The 17,394-nt window shown below is 55.2% G+C and carries 16 protein-coding genes; all 16 read left to right on the top strand.

All coding sequences use genetic code 11. The features are described 5' to 3' along the window. The 16 genes from ftsL to LG200_RS11265 all read left to right on the top strand — a co-directional run bounded on the left by ftsL (position 1) and on the right by LG200_RS11265 (position 17,295). Complete coding sequence (ftsL, locus tag LG200_RS11340; RefSeq protein WP_226757738.1) at positions 1-261, top strand: cell division protein FtsL; 261 nt, start codon at positions 1-3, stop codon at positions 259-261. Further along, complete coding sequence (locus LG200_RS11335; protein ID WP_226757737.1) at positions 258-2,006, top strand: peptidoglycan D,D-transpeptidase FtsI family protein; 1,749 nt, start codon at positions 258-260, stop codon at positions 2,004-2,006. The genes ftsL and LG200_RS11335 overlap by 4 nt, the downstream gene beginning before the upstream one ends. Next, positions 2,003-3,457, top strand: a complete 1,455-nt coding sequence (locus LG200_RS11330; RefSeq protein WP_226757736.1) for a UDP-N-acetylmuramoyl-L-alanyl-D-glutamate--2,6-diaminopimelate ligase — start codon at positions 2,003-2,005, stop codon at positions 3,455-3,457. The genes LG200_RS11335 and LG200_RS11330 overlap by 4 nt, the downstream gene beginning before the upstream one ends. After that, positions 3,454-4,812 (top strand): UDP-N-acetylmuramoyl-tripeptide--D-alanyl-D-alanine ligase, encoded by a 1,359-nt coding sequence (locus tag LG200_RS11325; RefSeq protein WP_226757735.1) that lies wholly within the window; start codon positions 3,454-3,456, stop codon positions 4,810-4,812. Before LG200_RS11330 ends, LG200_RS11325 begins: the two co-directional genes overlap by 4 nt. After that, on the top strand, positions 4,812-5,897 hold the full coding sequence (mraY, locus tag LG200_RS11320; protein ID WP_226757734.1) for a phospho-N-acetylmuramoyl-pentapeptide-transferase: 1,086 nt from the start codon (positions 4,812-4,814) through the stop codon (positions 5,895-5,897). Before LG200_RS11325 ends, mraY begins: the two co-directional genes overlap by 1 nt. A gap of 12 nt (positions 5,898-5,909) precedes the next feature. Continuing rightward, positions 5,910-7,271 carry a UDP-N-acetylmuramoyl-L-alanine--D-glutamate ligase gene (gene murD / locus LG200_RS11315; protein ID WP_226757733.1) on the top strand — a complete coding sequence of 454 codons (1,362 nt, stop codon included), beginning with the start codon at positions 5,910-5,912 and terminating at the stop codon, positions 7,269-7,271. Next, positions 7,268-8,434, top strand: coding sequence for a putative lipid II flippase FtsW (ftsW, locus tag LG200_RS11310; RefSeq protein WP_404809811.1), 1,167 nt, complete (start codon positions 7,268-7,270; stop codon positions 8,432-8,434). The genes murD and ftsW overlap by 4 nt, the downstream gene beginning before the upstream one ends. A 135-nt stretch (positions 8,435-8,569) precedes the next feature. Further along, positions 8,570-9,637 (top strand): undecaprenyldiphospho-muramoylpentapeptide beta-N-acetylglucosaminyltransferase, encoded by a 1,068-nt coding sequence (gene murG, locus LG200_RS11305; protein WP_226757732.1) that lies wholly within the window; start codon positions 8,570-8,572, stop codon positions 9,635-9,637. After that, positions 9,634-11,028: a UDP-N-acetylmuramate--L-alanine ligase gene (murC, locus tag LG200_RS11300; protein WP_226757731.1), complete on the top strand. Its 1,395-nt coding sequence runs from the start codon at positions 9,634-9,636 to the stop codon at positions 11,026-11,028. The genes murG and murC overlap by 4 nt, the downstream gene beginning before the upstream one ends. Further along, positions 11,028-11,918, top strand: a complete 891-nt coding sequence (gene murB, locus LG200_RS11295) for a UDP-N-acetylmuramate dehydrogenase (protein WP_226757730.1) — start codon at positions 11,028-11,030, stop codon at positions 11,916-11,918. Before murC ends, murB begins: the two co-directional genes overlap by 1 nt. Then, positions 11,915-12,823 carry a D-alanine--D-alanine ligase gene (locus LG200_RS11290; protein WP_226757729.1) on the top strand — a complete coding sequence of 303 codons (909 nt, stop codon included), beginning with the start codon at positions 11,915-11,917 and terminating at the stop codon, positions 12,821-12,823. The genes murB and LG200_RS11290 overlap by 4 nt, the downstream gene beginning before the upstream one ends. Beyond that, entirely contained in the window at positions 12,813-13,544 is a 732-nt protein-coding gene (locus LG200_RS11285; protein WP_226757728.1) for a cell division protein FtsQ/DivIB, read from the top strand. The genes LG200_RS11290 and LG200_RS11285 overlap by 11 nt, the downstream gene beginning before the upstream one ends. A gap of 25 nt (positions 13,545-13,569) precedes the next feature. After that, the gene (gene ftsA / locus LG200_RS11280; RefSeq protein WP_226757727.1) at positions 13,570-14,808 is read left to right on the top strand and encodes a cell division protein FtsA; all 1,239 of its coding nucleotides are present in this window, start codon (positions 13,570-13,572) and stop codon (positions 14,806-14,808) included. A gap of 73 nt (positions 14,809-14,881) precedes the next feature. After that, on the top strand, positions 14,882-16,045 hold the full coding sequence (gene ftsZ / locus LG200_RS11275) for a cell division protein FtsZ (protein WP_226757726.1): 1,164 nt from the start codon (positions 14,882-14,884) through the stop codon (positions 16,043-16,045). Between the two features lie 135 nt (positions 16,046-16,180). Further along, a complete protein-coding gene (gene lpxC, locus LG200_RS11270) occupies positions 16,181-17,110 on the top strand; it encodes a UDP-3-O-acyl-N-acetylglucosamine deacetylase (protein WP_226757725.1) in 930 nt (309 codons plus the stop codon). 2 nt (positions 17,111-17,112) lie between these two features. Then, positions 17,113-17,295 carry a hypothetical protein gene (locus LG200_RS11265; protein WP_226757724.1) on the top strand — a complete coding sequence of 61 codons (183 nt, stop codon included), beginning with the start codon at positions 17,113-17,115 and terminating at the stop codon, positions 17,293-17,295. Positions 17,296-17,394 lie beyond the last annotated feature (99 nt).

The raw sequence follows: 17,394 nt of genomic DNA, 5'->3' as shown, positions 1-17,394 counted from the left end.
ATGACCAAGCTTAATCTCATCCTGTTTCTTGTGCTGATAGTGACTGCGCTAGGCGTGATCACGGCTCAACACAAGGCGCGCAAACTCTATATAGAGCTGCAGCAGCAACAGGATGCATCCAAACTGTATGAGATTGAGTGGGGGCAGTTGCAGCTGGAGCAAAGTACATGGGCCATGCATTCTCGCATTGAGCAGATTGCTGAAAAACGCCTGAATATGCAGGTGCCTGAAACGAATCGAATTCAGGTGGTGGCACCATGATACGCGCTGCACGCCTGGGCTCTGCTGCCAAGTCGCGGGTTGTAGTCAAGATGCCGACCTGGCGCCGTCGTATCTTGCTCATTGCCGTGTTGGCAGGCTTTGCTGTGTTGCTTGGACGTAGCGTCTACCTGCAAAGCATGCACAAGGCTTTCCTGCAGCAGAAGGGCGATGCGCGATACAGCCGCATGATTACGTTGCCTGCACATCGTGGCAAGATCACTGACCGTTTTGGCGAGCCGCTGGCAATCAGTACACCAGTCGAGTCTATCTGGGCCAGCCCTCCCGATGTGAAGGCTGAACCAGAGCAACTGGTGAAATTAGCCACCCTTCTCAAAATCAAGCCGGATGTCATCACGAAAAAACTGGTAAATAATCCGCGCGAATTTGTCTATATCAAGCGTCGTTTGCCACCGGAACTGGCTGCACAAGTCATGCGCCTGCATATTCCCGGGGTGTTTACGCAGCGGGAATACCGTCGCTATTATCCGGCAGGGGAAGTGACCGCCCACCTGGTCGGGTTTACCGGGATTGATGACAATGGCCAGGAAGGGTTTGAGCTTCATTCCCAAGGCTGGTTGTCTGGCAAGGCCGGTAGCCGCCGCGTGATCAAGGACAGGCAGGGGCGCATTGTCGAAGATCTGGAAGCAGTCAAGGTGCCGCAGGATGGACATGACCTGGCCTTGTCCATCGATCGTAAAATCCAGTATCTCGCTTATCGCGAGCTGGCTGCCGCCGTGGAAGAGCACAAGGCGAAAGCCGGTTCAGTGGTGGTGCTGGATGCCAAGACTGGCGAAGTGCTGGCTATGGCCAATCTGCCTAGCTACAACCCGAATAATCCGGTCAATATGGCTGGGCGCTCGCGCAACCGTGCCATTGTCGACATCTTTGAGCCAGGCTCCACACTTAAGCCGTTTACAGCGGCGGCAGCCCTCGATAGCGGCCGTTACAAGCCGGAAACGCTGATTGAAACTTCGCCAGGCGCCATGCGCATCGGCTCAGCTACCATCCGGGATGCACACCCGCAAGGGCTGCTGACAGTGGCACAAGTCATACAGAAATCTTCCAATGTGGGCTCGGCCAAAATGGCCTTGAGCCTGGAACCGCATTATCTCTGGAGCATTTTCAATCAAGTGGGATTTGGCAGCCCAACCCGCATAGGTTTTCCTGGCGAGGCATCAGGCAAGCTGCGCAATTACAAGACTTGGCGGCCGATTGAGCAGGCGACCATGTCTTATGGGCACGGTATCAGTATGACCCTGCTGCAACTGGCGCGTGCCTATACTGTTTTTACCAATAATGGCACCTTGTTGCCCGTATCCCTGCTCAAGCTGAAAGAGCCACCAGTAGGTCACCAGGTCTATACCCCTGCTACTGCCAACCACCTGAAAGACATGATGGAGACTGTCATCCAGGTCGGCGGTACAGCACCAAGGGCCCAGGTGCTGGGTTACCGGGTGGCGGGCAAGACCGGTACTGCGCACAAGCCTGGTGTTGGCGGTTATCAGGCCAATCATTATGTATCGTCTTTTGTCGGCCTGGCACCGGCTTCCAATCCTCGCTTGATTGTTGCTGTCATGATCGATGATCCGGGTGCAGGCAAGTATTACGGCGGCACGGTGGCCGCGCCAGTATTCAGCAAGGTGATGTCAGGTGCCCTGCGCATGCTGGCCATTCCGCAGGACGCGCCAAACAATAACGTGGTGATTCCGGTAGACGATATTCCTGAAATCAAGGAGGTAGTATGAGTCTGCTGGGTCTTGAGCACATCACACTTGATCGCAGTCATTTCAGCGCAATCACCGCCGATAGCCGCCAGGTGCATCCGGGCAGCGTGTTCCTGGCATTCCCTGGTGAAAAAGCTGATGGTCGTCAATTCATAGCCCAGGCTATCTCACAAGGAGCAGCAGCTGTGCTGTGGGAACGTGAAGGATACGACTGGGATGCGCGATGGGCATTGCCAAATCAACCCGTGAGTGGTTTGCGCCAGCAGGCCGGCAATATTGCAGATGCGTTTTATGGTCGTCCGTCACAGCAGCTATGGATGATAGGTGTCACCGGTACCAATGGCAAAACTTCTTGTGCCCACTGGTTGGCACAAGCGTTCACTTTATTGCAGCGCAAGACCGCCGTGATCGGTACCCTGGGCAATGGTTTTCCTGGAGCGTTGTCTGCTGCTGTCAATACGACACCTGATCCCATTTTGCTGCATGGCATGCTGGCGGACTATCTGGCCCAAGGTGCTGTGGCGGCTGCCATGGAAGTATCGTCGCATGGCCTCGAGCAAGGCCGCGTGCATGGAGTGCATTTTGATGTAGCCGTGCTGACCAATTTGACGCGCGACCATCTGGACTATCACGGTGACATGCATGCCTATGCCGATGCCAAGAAAAAGCTGTTTGCATTTGAAGACTTGGGGCACGCCATTCTTAACCATGACGATGCCTTTGGTCGTCAATTGTCGGTGGAACTGGCTGAAACAGGCAAGCATGTATTGACCTATGGCCTGGATAGCGGCGATGTGCGCGGCACCCAGCTTGCTTTCAATGAGTCGGGCCTGCAAATGCAGGTAAATACGCCTTACGGCAATGCTACGGTCGAGGCGGCAGTGCTTGGTCGTTTCAATGCGTATAACCTGCTGGCGGTACTGGCCACGCTGCTGGTCTCAGGCGTTGAGCTCAATCGTGCTGTGGATGTGCTTGGGCAGATTATTGCCGCACCCGGCCGTATGCAACAGCTGGGCGGTAAACAACAACCCCTGGTGGTGATTGATTATGCCCACACGCCAGACGCCTTGGAGAAGGCGCTGGCCTCCCTGCGCGAGCAAGCCCCTGGCCGCCTGGTTTGCGTTTTCGGATGTGGCGGAAATCGCGACAAAGGTAAGCGCCCACTGATGGCGGAAGTGGCTTCTAGCCTGGCAGACGAGGTTGTTGTGACTTCCGATAATCCGCGCGATGAAGATCCGACGCAGATTATTGCAGAAGTGGTGGCTGGCTTGAAAGGGGCTTATCAAATAGAGCCGGACCGGGCTCTGGCTATTACCGCAGCGATCAATACTGCCCGTGCAGGTGACGTGGTGCTGGTGGCAGGCAAAGGGCATGAGGACTACCAGGAGATCGAGGGGGGTCAGTATCCCTTCAATGATGCACAAATTGCGCAACAGGCGCTCAATGCATGGCAGCGCGGAGGTGCGGCATGATGCGTTTGTCTGAAGCTGCTATCGCTACTAAAGGCCAGGTATTGGGTAATGATGTGTTATTTAGCAGCGTGGGCACCGACAGCCGTAAGCTTGAGCCGCAGCAATTGTTTATCGCTTTGCATGGTGACAGGTTTGACGGGCATGACTATGTCTCCCAAGTGCTGGAGGGTGGGGCTGCAGCTGTCATGGTGTCTGACGATTCAGCCCTTGCCCGTCCAGCGTTGCTGGTGAAAGATACCCGGCGGGCACTGGGTGACCTTGCCGCCTGCTGGCGCAGCAAATTCAAGATTCCCCTGGCCGCGATTACTGGCAGCAATGGCAAGACCACGGTCAAGGAAATGCTGGCAGCCATATTGCGGGTAGAGGCCGGTGCAGATGACAGGGTGCTTGCTACCCAGGGCAACCTCAACAATGATCTTGGCCTCCCGCTGACCCTCTTGCGCCTGCGGGGCGAGCATCGTTTCGCCGTGACTGAAATGGGCATGAACCATTTTGGCGAGATCAGTTATCTCACCAATATAGGCAAGCCGGACGTTGCGCTGATCAATAATGCAACCTCTGCGCATCTCGGCGGGCTTGGGTCTGTAGAGGGCGTTGCCCACGCCAAGGGTGAAATTTTCGAGGGCCTGGCAGATAGCGGCATTGCCGTCATCAATGCTGATGATGTCCATGCCTCCCTTTGGCAATCCTTGGCGGCCAAACATCAAGTCGTGACATTCGGTCTGGACGATACTGCGGATGTATATGCGCAATACGAATTAAAGGCCGATATTTCCGAGCTGGTTATTCATACGCCTAAAGGCACAAGCGCCGTCACCCTGCCTGTGGCTGGCCTGCACAATGTACGGAATGCTCTGGCTGCAACTGCGGTAGCACTTTCCATGGGCGCTTCACTACTGTCAGTCAGTACGGGTCTCACAGGTTTTGCCGGGGTCAATGGCCGTTTGCAACGCAAAACCGGGCTTAATGCGGCCGTGCTGATAGATGACACCTACAACGCCAACCCGGCCTCAATGCATGCTGCAGTAGATGTATTGAGCCAGCAGGCCGGTCGGCGTCTCCTGATCATCGGTGACATGGGAGAGCTTGGCGCGGATGAACAACAACTGCATCAGGAGCTGGGTGCTTATGCACGGCAGGCAGGCATCCAGCGTCTTTTTGCATTGGGTGACCTCAGTCGCAATACGGTACTTGCCTTTGGTGATAGTGCCGGCCATTACGGTTCTGTGGATGAGCTGGTTGCTGCGGTCAAGCCATGGCTGGATGCAACAACCACTGTGTTGATTAAAGGATCGCGCTTTATGCGTATGGAGCGGGTCGTGGCCTTGCTGCAAGATGAAACGGAGAAACCATAATGCTACTGGAACTTGCCCGCTGGCTGGCGCATGATGTGCGCGGCTTCAATGTCTTCAATTACCTGACGCTGCGTGCAGTGTTGGCAACCTTGACTGCACTGGCGATTTCATTCCTGGTTGGCCCTGCACTGATCCGTAAACTGACGCAATACAAGGTCGGCCAATCAGTGCGGGATGACGGCCCCCAGACCCACCTGGTCAAGGCTGGTACGCCGACCATGGGAGGAGCGCTAATTCTTGTCGCAATCGCTGTTTCCACCCTGTTATGGGCTGACCTTTCCAACCGCTTTGTCTGGGTGGTGCTTTTCACCACGCTGGGTTTTGGTGTGATTGGCTGGATTGATGACTGGCGCAAAGTGGTATATCGCAATCCCAAAGGCCTGTCAGCCAAGGCCAAGTATTTCTGGCAATCCTTGATTGGCATCAGCGTGGCGGTATACCTGTTCCATACCGCCAGTGTCCCAGCAGAAACCGAGCTGATCCTGCCGTTTATCAAGAGTTTTGCCATACCGCTGGGTGCTGTCAGTTTTATCGTACTGACCTATTTTGTGATTGTCGGTACCAGCAACGCCGTCAACCTGACGGATGGCCTGGATGGCCTAGCGATCATGCCGACCGTGATGGTGGCCAGTGCGCTGGCGGTATTTGCCTATGTTGCAGGTCACCTCTACTTTTCAAAATACCTAGGTGTGCCTTATGTGCCCGGTGCCGGTGAGTTGACCGTGTTCTGTGCTGCGATTGGTGGAGCCGGCCTGGGCTTCCTCTGGTTCAATGCCTATCCAGCCGAGGTGTTCATGGGAGATGTGGGGGCGCTGGCACTTGGTGCTGCGCTCGGCACTGTAGCCGTGATCGTGCGTCAGGAAATCGTCCTGTTCATCATGGGTGGCGTGTTCGTGATGGAGACTATCTCCGTCATGTTGCAGGTAGGTTCATTCAAGCTCACCGGCAAACGCATATTCCGCATGGCGCCGCTACATCATCACTATGAATTGAAAGGCTGGAAAGAAACGCAGGTGGTGGTGCGATTCTGGATCATCACCATGATGCTGGTTTTAGTAGGCCTTTCAACATTGAAGCTGAGGTAAGACATAAACAACATGCTGCAACTCAAAGACAAAAACGTATTGGTGCTGGGGCTGGGTGATACCGGCCTGTCAGCATTGCGCTGGCTCAAGCGCCAGGGCGCGTTGCTGTCTGTTGCAGATACACGCCTGGTCCCTCCAGGATTGGAGATACTGCAGCGTGAGCTGCCAGAAGTGCCGATTTATCTGGGGAGTTTCAGTCAGGAGAGTTTTGCCGGGGCCGATGTCATTGTGGCAAGTCCAGGGGTTGCATTGGCTGAGCCGCAAATCCAGGCAGCTATCCAGCAGGGTATCCCGGTGGTGGGCGATGTTGAATTGTTTGCGCAATTCCGTTCGCCCGCGGCAAAGCTGATTGCCATTACTGGTGCAAACGGCAAGAGCACGGTGACTAGCCTGGTAGGTGAAATGTGCAGGGCAGCAGGCTTGAAGACAGTGGTTGCAGGCAACATTGGCCTACCGGTACTTGATGCCATCAATGACATGGCAGACGTCTATGTTCTGGAGCTTTCCAGTTTCCAGCTCGAAACCACACACTCGCTGGTGGCAGACGCTGCAACTGTATTGAATATCAGCGAAGACCACATGGATCGTTATAGCGGCCTGCGTGATTACGCCGCGGCGAAGGCACGCATATTCAGCAGCCTGGGTGTGCAGGTACTCAACCGTGAGGATAGCTGGAGCAAGTCCATGGCTTTGCCTGGCAGGCATATCATCAGTTTTGGTACGGATGCGCCAGTTTTCGATAATGATTTTGGCCTGGTATCGCATGCAGGTGAACAATGGCTGGCACAAGGCCAACAGCGGCTGCTGAAGATGGCTGAGCTGAAAATCGCTGGATTGCACAATGCAGCCAATGCCTTGGCGGCATTGGCGTTATGTCGCGCCCTGGCATTGCCATATGATCCATTGATTGCCGCATTGCGCCAGTTCAAAGGCTTGCCGCACCGTGTGGAGTGGATAGCCGAAGCCGGTGATATTGCCTTCTATGATGATTCCAAGGGCACTAACGTGGGCGCCACCTGCGCTGCGATTGCAGGCCTGGAGCGCAAGGTGGTACTGATTGCCGGTGGTGATGGCAAGGGGCAGGATTTTTCACCGCTAATTGGCCCTGTCAGCAGCAATGCACGTGCTGTTGTCCTGATAGGCCGAGATGCTGGCACAATCGCTGCTGCCCTGGCCGGAACCGGGGCTGAACTTGAGCATGCCGCCAGTCTGGAGCAGGCAGTAGAGCAGGCATATGCCCTGGCACAGCCGGGCGATGTTGTATTGCTTTCCCCGGCTTGCGCCAGTTTCGATATGTTCCGTAATTATGTGCATCGTGCCCAGGTCTTTGTGGCGGCAGTTCAAACCCTTGTTGCAAGGGAGTCACAGCCATGATGTATATGCTGAGCGGGCGTGAGCGCATTGCCCCTTCATCGCCTTATGACCAAGCCTTGGTTTGGGTCACCCTGATTTTGCTGGGTATAGGCCTGGTCATGGTCTATTCAGCCTCTATCGCCCTGGCAGAAGCAGACAAGATGACTGGCCACCAGCCAACTTATTTCCTGGTGCGTCACTCCATTTTCCTCGCCATCAGCCTAGCTGCCGCCTTTGTGGTTTTCCAAGTGCCTACACGCATGTGGCAGAAAATGGCGCCCTACTTGTTCATGATGGGGCTTGCCATGCTGGTGCTGGTCCTGATTCCTGGCGTGGGCCGCAATGTGAACGGCAGCCAGCGCTGGCTTTCATTGTTCGTGATCAACCTACAGCCGTCGGAATTTATGAAGCTGTTTGCCGCTATTTATGTGGCGGATTACACCATACGCAAAGCCGAGGTGATGGACAGTATCAAACGTGGCTTCCTGCCTATGGTGGGTGTGATGGTGGTGGTGGGCTGGCTGTTGCTGCGCGAGCCTGATTTCGGCGCTTTCAGTGTGATCGTTTCCATTTCAATGGCTATCCTCTGGCTTGGGGGCATCAATGGTCGCATCTTTGGTGGGCTGATTGCCCTGCTGCCAGTTGCAGTGATTGGCTTGATCTGGAGTTCACCATACCGTATGCAGCGCGTGATCGGTTTCATGGATCCCTGGGCCGACCCATATGGCAAGGGCTATCAGCTTTCCCACGCCCTGATCGCATTTGGCCGTGGCGAATGGCTGGGAGTCGGGCTGGGTGCCAGCGTTGAAAAACTGCTTTACTTGCCGGAAGCGCATACTGATTTCCTGATGGCCGTCATTGCTGAGGAACTGGGTTTTGCTGGCGTCCTGGTGGTAATCGGCTTGTTTGCCTGGCTCATCATCCGTGCCTTCCGCATTGGGAAGGAAGCCGTCAATAACGAGCGTTACTTCTCTGCCTTGCTGGCACAGGGAATAGGAGTCTGGATAGGCGTGCAGAGCATCATCAATATCGGCGTGAACATGGGTGTGCTCCCCACCAAGGGCCTGACCCTCCCGCTGCTCTCGTTCGGCGGCAGCGGCATCCTGGCCAACTGCATCGCGCTTGCCATCCTACTCAGGATTGATTGGGAAAATCGTCGGCTTCAGAAGGGGTTGCCAGCATGATGCTTCGAGGGATTCACCAGCATTGTCAGGCGCTTGTTTCAGCGAAGGCTGATCTGCGCCATCAGGTTGAGCGCATCGGTCGTCGCCAAATTCTTTCTTCTTTCTCCACAGTATTTTTGTCAGTGGAGGTGCTGCATGGTTAACAAAACCCTCATGGTGATGGCTGGCGGCACTGGTGGACACGTCTACCCGGCAATGGCGGTAGCTGATTACCTGCGCGCCCAAGGCTGGAGGATAGTCTGGCTGGCGACCGAGGGAGGCATGGAAAATCGCCTGATAGAAGGCAAGGGATACGATGTTTCGGTGATTCGCATGAAGGGCGTGCGCGGTAACGGCATCAACCGCTGGTTGATGTTACCGATGCAGCTGGCAGTGGCGATTTCACAAAGTTATGGTGCATTGCGCCAATACCAGCCTGGAGTGGTATTGGGCATGGGAGGTTTTGCTGCATTTCCAGGTGGTGTAACAGCTTGGCTGTTGCGTCGTCCATTGGTGATTCATGAGCAGAATTCAATTGCCGGATTGACCAACCGCAGTCTGGCCAACTTTGCCAAACGAGTGCTCGCAGCCTTTCCTAGCGCATTTGGCAATAAGGCACAGTTGGTCGGTAACCCTGTACGGAAGGAAATCACCCAGGTTGAGGCGCCAGAGCAGCGTATGGCGGGCCGTCAGGGTCCGCTACGCCTGCTGGTAGTGGGTGGCAGCCTGGGGGCGCAGGCACTGAATGAGGTGATTCCCCAAGCACTGGCAAGGCTTCCGCTTGAACAACGTCCGCAGGTCGTGCATCAGGCTGGCGTGAAACATATAGAGCAGTTGCAACAGCATTATCGCAATGCGGGGGTCGAGGCGGATACACGGGCGTTTATTGCGGATATGGCAGAAATGTACGCATGGAGCGATTTGGTCATTTGTCGTGCAGGTGCTTTGACTGTGGCGGAATTATCCGCAGCAGGCGTCGGCAGTGTGCTGGTGCCTTTCCCATATGCCGTGGATGACCATCAGACGTATAACGCGGCCTATCTGGTAGAGGGAGGCGCCGCATTGTTGGTACAACAAAAAGATTTAACCATAGGCGTGATTTTGGACATTCTTAAAGATATGAACCGCGACAGGCTGCTGGACATGGCGCTCAAGGCGCGTGCGCTGGGCAAGCCACAAGCAACAGCCACTGTTGCCAATATTTGTGCGGAGGTGGCGCGATGAAGCACAAGGTCAAGAACGTGCATTTTGTCGGTATCGGCGGTTCAGGCATGAGCGGCATTGCTGAGGTGCTGCTCAATCTGGGCTTTAGCGTCAGCGGATCCGACCTTGCCGATAACGCGATTACGCGCCGCCTGGCAGGCTTTGGCGCTACTGTGCGCAAGGGCCACGCGGCAGAGTATCTGGGCAGTGCCGATGTAGTGGTGATTTCCAGCGCGGTCAAGGATGACAATCCTGAAGTGGCGGCGGCGCGCGAGCGCAGCATCCCCATCGTGCCGCGCGCATTGATGCTGGCTGAACTGATGCGCTTTCGCCAGGGGATTGCGATTGCGGGTACCCACGGCAAGACCACGACTACCAGCCTGATTGCCAGCATCTTGGCTGAAGCCGGCATGGATCCGACATTTGTCATTGGCGGCCGGCTGGAAGCCTCTGGCAGCAATGCGCGTCTGGGAACCGGTGAATTTATCGTGGCAGAGGCCGATGAATCCGACGCCTCTTTCCTGCATCTGACCCCTATCATCTCGGTAGTGACCAATATAGATGCAGACCACATGGACACCTATGGCCATGATTTCGAACGGCTTAAGGGCGCGTTTGTCGAGTTCCTGCAACGCCTGCCATTCTACGGCATGGCAGTGGTCTGCATAGATGACCCGAATGTGCGTGCCATCCTGCCGCAGATTTCCAAGCAGGTGATGCCGTACGGCTTTTCCGAAGAAGCCCGGATACGTGCCAGCAATGTGCGGGCTGAAGACGGCAAGATGCATTTCACGGTGAGCCGCATCAATGGGGCGACTACCACGTTTGATGTCACGCTCAACCTGCCGGGCAATCATTATGTATTGAATGCACTGGCCGCAATTGCCGTTGCCAGTGAGCTGAATGTACCGGATGCCGCCATCATCAAGGCATTGGCAGAATTCAAGGGAGTGGGGCGCCGTTTTGAGCGTTACGGCGAAGTGCAGGCCAGGGATGGGGGTACTTTCACCCTGATCGATGATTATGGCCACCACCCGGTTGAAATGCAGGCCGTGATTGCCGCGGCCCGTGGCGCGTTTCCCGGGCGTCGCCTGGTACTGGCCTTTCAGCCTCATCGTTATACGCGGACGCGTGATTGCTTCGAGGATTTCGTCAAGGTGCTTTCCAGCGCAGATGTGGCCTTGCTGACAGAAGTTTATTCCGCTGGTGAGTCACCTATTGTTGCCGCGGATGGGCGTTCTCTGGTGAGGGCGGTGCGCGTGGCGGGCAAGGTTGAGCCGCTGTTTGTGGAAACGACCAATGAGTTGCCGCAGGCAATCCTGGATATGGCGCGAAGTGATGATGTGGTCATTGTCATGGGCGCTGGCTCTATTGGCCAGGTGGCTGCAAAAACCAGGGAGCTTGCCCAGTGATGGCGCAACGCGAACCCGGTTCAGGCACTTTGTTGCTGAACGAACCATTGGCGCGTTACACCAGCTGGCGTGCAGGTGGTGCTGCCGACAGGCTTTACATTCCAGCAGACCTGGATGATCTGGCGAATTTCCTCGCTGGCTTGGGGAAGAGAGAACCCGTCCAGTTTATCGGTCTGGGCTCCAACCTGTTAATACGGGATGGAGGCGTGCGGGGCACGGTGATATTGATGCATGGCGTACTGACTGCGCTTGAAATGGACAACGACATGGTGTTTGCCGAGGCCGGTGTCACATGCGCCAAGCTTGCCAAATTTACTGCGCGCCAGCATAGGCATGGTGCCGAGTTCATGGCGGGCATCCCCGGTACCGTGGGCGGGGCGCTGGCAATGAATGCAGGCTGCCATGGCGGTGAAACCTGGGATGTGGTGAATCAGGTGCTGACGATAGACCGCCAAGGCCAGCTGCATGCACGCAGCAAGGCAGAATTCCGCACTGCCTACCGGCATGTGGAAATGCCAGCGGCAGATGAATGGTTTGTCGGCGCGTGGTTTGTATTGGAAGAAGGCGATGCCAGCGAAGCGGAACTGAAAATCAAACAATTGCTGGCAAGGCGCCTGGCCACCCAGCCATTGAACCTGCCAAATGCAGGTTCGGTATTCCGCAATCCGGCGGGCGACCATGCCGCTAGGTTGATCGAGGCCAGTGGGCTCAAGGGATATCGCATAGGCGGTGCGCAAGTGTCAGAAAAGCATGCCAACTTCATCGTTAATACAGGTGAAGCCAGTGCTGCCGATATAGAAAACCTGATTGCGCATGTGCGTGAAACAGTGAAGCAGAAACAGGGTGTGGAATTGCAACAGGAAGTCAGGGTAATTGGAGAGTGGGCATGAGTAGTCAGTTTGGCAAAGTGGCTGTGCTGCTGGGTGGTAAGTCCGGTGAGCGCGCGGTATCGCTCAATAGCGGTGGCGCAGTATTGGCTTCTTTGCAACGTAGCGGCGTGGATGCGCACGCATTTGATCTGGCCGAAAAACCTTTGCATGAGCTGGCAGCATTTGATCGTGTATTTATCGCCCTGCATGGCCGCTATGGCGAGGACGGCACTATCCAGGGCGCATTGGAATTGATGGGGATTCCCTATACAGGCAGCGGTGTCATGGCATCCAGCGTGGGCATGGACAAATGGCGTACTAAATTGCTGTGGCGCTCAGCCGGGATAGTGACGCCGGATTTTGAGCTGGTAACCGCGAACAGTGATTTTGATGCGATAGAGCGGAGGTTGGGTTTGCCCTTGTTTGTGAAGCCTGCCAATGAAGGTTCCAGCATAGGTATCAGCAAGGTGAAACAGTCGGGCGCGCTTAAAGCCGCTTATGAGCTGGCTGCTCAATCTGACCCGTTGGTAATTGCGGAACAGTTTGTCGGCGGTGGTGAATATACGGTAGGCATTCTGGGAGATACCGCATTGCCGATAGTCCGTATCGTGCCTGCCAATGAGTTTTATGACTATGAGGCCAAATATCTACGGGACGATACGCAATATATCTGCCCGTGCGGATTGCCTGCCAAGCAGGAAATGCAGATCCAGGCCGAGGCAATACAAGCATTTCGCACCATAGGCGGCAGTGGCTGGGGCCGGGTGGACTTCCTCATGGATGAGGCTGGCAAGCATTACTTCCTCGAGGTGAATACCTCGCCAGGAATGACGGACCATAGCCTGGTACCGATGGGTGCGCGGGCTGCGGGGCTGGATTTTGATGCGCTGGTGTTGAGAGTGCTGGAGTCTGCACATGTGGGATAAGCCGCGCGTCCTCAACTGGATCGCGAACTTCCTCAATGCATTGGCGGCCGTGATGTTTTTGTATGGCCTGGTGTACGTGGTGGTGCACTTGCCTATCTTCCCGCTGAAGGAAGTGCGGGTGGAAGGACAGCTGGAACATGTGACACGGGAGCAGATCAAGTTGATTGTGGACCGTCATTTGCAAGGCAATTTTTTTACGGTAGACGTGGTCAAGGCACGCGATTCCTTCCAGAAGCTGCCGTGGGCTCGCAAAGTGAGCGTGCGCAAACGCTGGCCCGACAAACTGGAAGTGGTAGTGGAAGAGCAAAAGGAACTGGCACGCTGGGGCAATATTGCGCTGGTCAATACCTATGGCGAATTGTTCCATGCCGCATCAGACAGTGATTTGCCGGTGTTCTACGGGCCGGGTGATGGTGTGAAGGAAGTAGCGCAGTACTACGGAAAATACAGCCAGATATTGGCAGGGGTGAACGGTATGCGTATTGCGCAATTGGCGCTGACACCCCGTCGTGCATGGCAGATTAAAACAGACAAGGGGCTGGTGATAGAACTGGGCCGGGAACAGATGGAAGAGCGTTTGCAGAAATTTGCGGGTGCGTACAGCCAGACATTGGGCGGATTGAAAGTGGGCATCAGTTACGCCGATTTACGCTACCCGAATGGCTTTGCGGTACGCAAGCCTGAAGTGGCAGTGCCCAAACGAGAGACAGGGGCAGCCTGAGTAACATGGAAAATTGGAGAGATAAATGAGCAGGGTGAGGGAAGATAAAAATCTCATTGTCGGGCTGGATATTGGGACATCGAAGATTGTTGCCATTGTCGCTGAGTTGCAGCCAGAGGGCAGCCTCAAGGTCATCGGCCTGGGACAGAACACTTCGCGCGGCCTGAAAAAGGGCGTCGTGGTGAATATAGATTCCACGGTGCAGGCGATACAGCGTGCGCTGGAAGAGGCTGAGCTGATGGCGGATTGCAAGATCAGTACCGTGTTTACCGGCATTGCCGGCAGCCATATCAAGAGCCTCAATTCGCATGGCATGGTCAAGATCAAGGATGCCGAGGTGACACAGATGGATGTGGACCGTGTAATCGAGACCGCACGTGCAATCGCGTTGCCTTCCGACCAGCAGATCCTGCATATCCTGACCCAGGAATTCATCATCGATGGCCAGGAGGATGTACGTGAGCCATTGGGCATGAGCGGCATGAAGCTCGAGGTCAAGGTGCATATCGTCACTGGGGCCGTGTCGGCCGCGCAGAATATCGTCAAGTGCATCAAGCGTTGCGGCCTGGAAGTGAGCGATCTCATCCTGCAGCCGCTGGCTTCCAGCATGGCTGTGCTGACCGACGATGAAAAGGAACTGGGTGTTTGCCTAGTGGATATAGGAGGCGGCACGACCGACATTGCCGTGTTCAAGCAGGGCGCGATTCGTCATACCGCAGTGGTGCCCATCGCTGGCGACCAGATTACCAATGACGTTGCCGTGGCTTTCCGCACGCCAACGCAATCTGCCGAGGAAATCAAGATCAAGCATGGCTGTGCATTGCGCCAACTGGCCGACCCGCGTGAAGTGGTCGAGGTGCCTGGTGTAGATGGGCGTGATCCGCGCCAGCTGTCGGTGCAGACCTTGGCCGAGGTGATCGAGCCGCGGGTAGTTGAGCTGTATGAATTTGTGCTCGGCGAGCTGCGCCGCAGTGGCATGGAGGAAATGATTGCCTCCGGCATCGTGATTACAGGCGGTTCTTCCATGATGAAAGGCATGGTGGAGCTGGGTGAGGAGATATTCCACATGCCGGTGCGCTTAGGCATGCCGCGTTATGTGGGAGGGTTGTCCGAGGTGGTGGGAAATCCGCGTTACGCCACCGGAGTGGGTTTGGTCCTGATGGGCAAGCAGCAGGTGGAACGGCAGTTCCAGGGCCAGATGGAATCCAATTCTTTCAGTCAGGTGTTCAGCCGCATGAAGAGTTGGTTCCAGGGGAATTTTTAGTAGTAAACATGAATGTGTAGTGTGTTGCAGATTTTTTCGAGTTTAGGCAGACGTAACTTAAGGAGGATTTAACATGTTTGAGATTATGGACAGGGACTCACAAGAGGCCGTGATCAAGGTGATAGGCGTGGGTGGTTGCGGCGGTAATGCTGTTGCCCACATGATTGCCAAGGAAGTCGGCGGCGTGGAATTTATTTGCGCCAACACTGATATGCAGGCGTTGAAGAAGAGCCAGGCCAAGACAGTCCTGCAAATCGGTACTGACATTACCAAGGGCCTTGGTGCTGGAGCACGTCCGGAAATCGGCCGTGAAGCCGCGCTGGAAGACCGTGACCGCATTGCCGAGATCATTGATGGTGCCGACATGCTGTTCATTACCGCCGGCATGGGTGGCGGTACTGGTACGGGCGCAGCCCCCATCATCGCCGAAGTAGCCAAGGAAATGGGCATTTTGACTGTAGCTGTCGTCACCAAGCCTTTCTCTTTTGAAGGCAAGCGTACCAAGGTGGCGCAGGAAGGCCTGGAAGAACTTTCCAAGCACGTGGACTCTCTTATCATTATTCCCAATGAAAAGCTGATGCAGGTGTTGGGTGAGGATGTACCTTTCCTGGATGCGTTCAAGGCGGCGAATGACGTGTTGCACAATGCGGTTTCGGGTATTGCCGAAATCATCAATTGCCCAGGCATGGTGAACGTCGACTTTGCAGACGTGCGCACCGTGATGTCTGAAATGGGCATGGCGATGATGGGCTCTGCAACTGCCACTGGTAGCGAACGTGCCCGTATTGCGGCTGAACAGGCGGTTGCCAGCCCGTTGCTGGAAGACGTGAACCTGGCGAATGCACGAGGTGTTTTGGTTAACATTACTGCCAGCACTTCCTTCAAGATGAAGGAATACTATGATGTCATGAACACCATCAAGGAGTTCACTGCCGAAGACGCCACCGTGATTGTGGGCAATGTGTTTGATGAATCCATTGGTGACGGACTGCGCGTGACCATGGTGGCCACTGGCCTCAACGGTGTTGTCAACCGTCGTCAGCAAAAGCCGGAGCTGCGTGTCATGACGCAGGTGCGCGATGGTACGACCAACCAGCCCATGTACGTAGGTGGCGTAGATGAAGAAGGCCCTGCCGTATTCAGCTCCAACGGCCGTCGTGCACAGGTTGAAGCCATGAAGATGTCAGGCGTGGAGGAATACGACATTCCTGCATTCCTGCGCAAACAGGCTGATTAAGTAGCAAGCTGTAAGCTGGATAGGTTGCCCGTATGGGGACTTTGTGGATGATGACGCCTGCCATGGCAGGTGCAGCCAGCGTGTTATAATCAGGCAATTGAAAACGAATGAGGGCTCTCGAGAGAGGGGGCGACAGTGCTTAAACAAAGAACACTGAAAACGACTATTAGTGCCACCGGTGTGGGATTGCACTCGGGCGACAAGGTTACCCTGACCTTGCGGCCGGCCGCGCCTGATACCGGGATTGTATTCCGTCGGGTCGATCTGCCCGATACCGCGGAATTCAGGGTGCAACCTCATCTCGTTACCGATACCAAGCTCTGCTCCGCACTGGATTGCGGCGGTGCAAGGGTTGCCACGATTGAACATCTGATGTCTGCACTTGCCGGGCTTGGCATAGACAACATCCATATTGAGCTCAATGCGGGTGAAGTGCCTATCATGGACGGCAGTGCCGGGCCTTTTGTCTTCCTTCTGCAACAGGCCGGCATTGTCGAACAGCCAGCGATGAAGAAATTCATCCGCATCAAGAGAACCGTGGAATATCGCGAGGGTGACAAGTGGGTGCGTTTTGACCCTTATTTTGGCTTCAAGCTGGATTTCACCATTGATTTTGACCACCCTGCCGTGGAACATACTGGGCAGAAGGTGTCCATTGATTTTGCCGACAATTCCTATATCAAGGAAATCAGCCGCGCACGCACCTTCGGTTTCATGCATGAGGTGGAAGCTTTGCGCTCCATGGGGCTTGCCCGTGGCGGCAGCCTGGATAATGCCATTGTGCTGGATGAGTATCGCGTACTGAACACTGACGGCTTGCGTTATGACGATGAGTTCGTCAAACACAAGATGCTCGATGCGATCGGCGATCTTTATGTATTAGGGCATCCGCTGATAGGTGCATTTAGCGCCTTCAAGGCCGGCCACTATATGAATAATCAACTGCTGCGGACCTTGCTCGCCGATGCCGATGCCTGGGAATATGCCACTTTCGACAAGTTTGAAGAAGCGCCGGGGGCATTCCAGACACCGATAGGCGTGCCGCCAGTGTTGCAATATATATAACCATGCTGGTCTTACGTATTCTCTTGGTGCTGGGGCTGATTTCAGTCGCGGTATCAATGGGTATCTACATTATTTCAGGTGACAAACGTTACCTGAAATTCACCTGGCAGCTGATCAAGTTCACCCTGGTCATGCTATTGGTGGTGGCGCTTGTCATCGCCATGGGCCGCATCATTCTCTATTAGTTTCAGGCGACATCAGCCATTTATCAGAATGGCTATGCTATGCTTGATTGAGCTTCATGGAGTCAGGTAATACAAAATGCAGTTGAGAGAGGCTAACAC

The sequence above is a fragment of the Methylobacillus caricis genome (assembly GCF_020532705.1).
Lineage (GTDB): Bacteria > Pseudomonadota > Gammaproteobacteria > Burkholderiales > Methylophilaceae > Methylobacillus > Methylobacillus caricis.
This window is presented reverse-complemented; position numbering and strand designations above follow the sequence as displayed.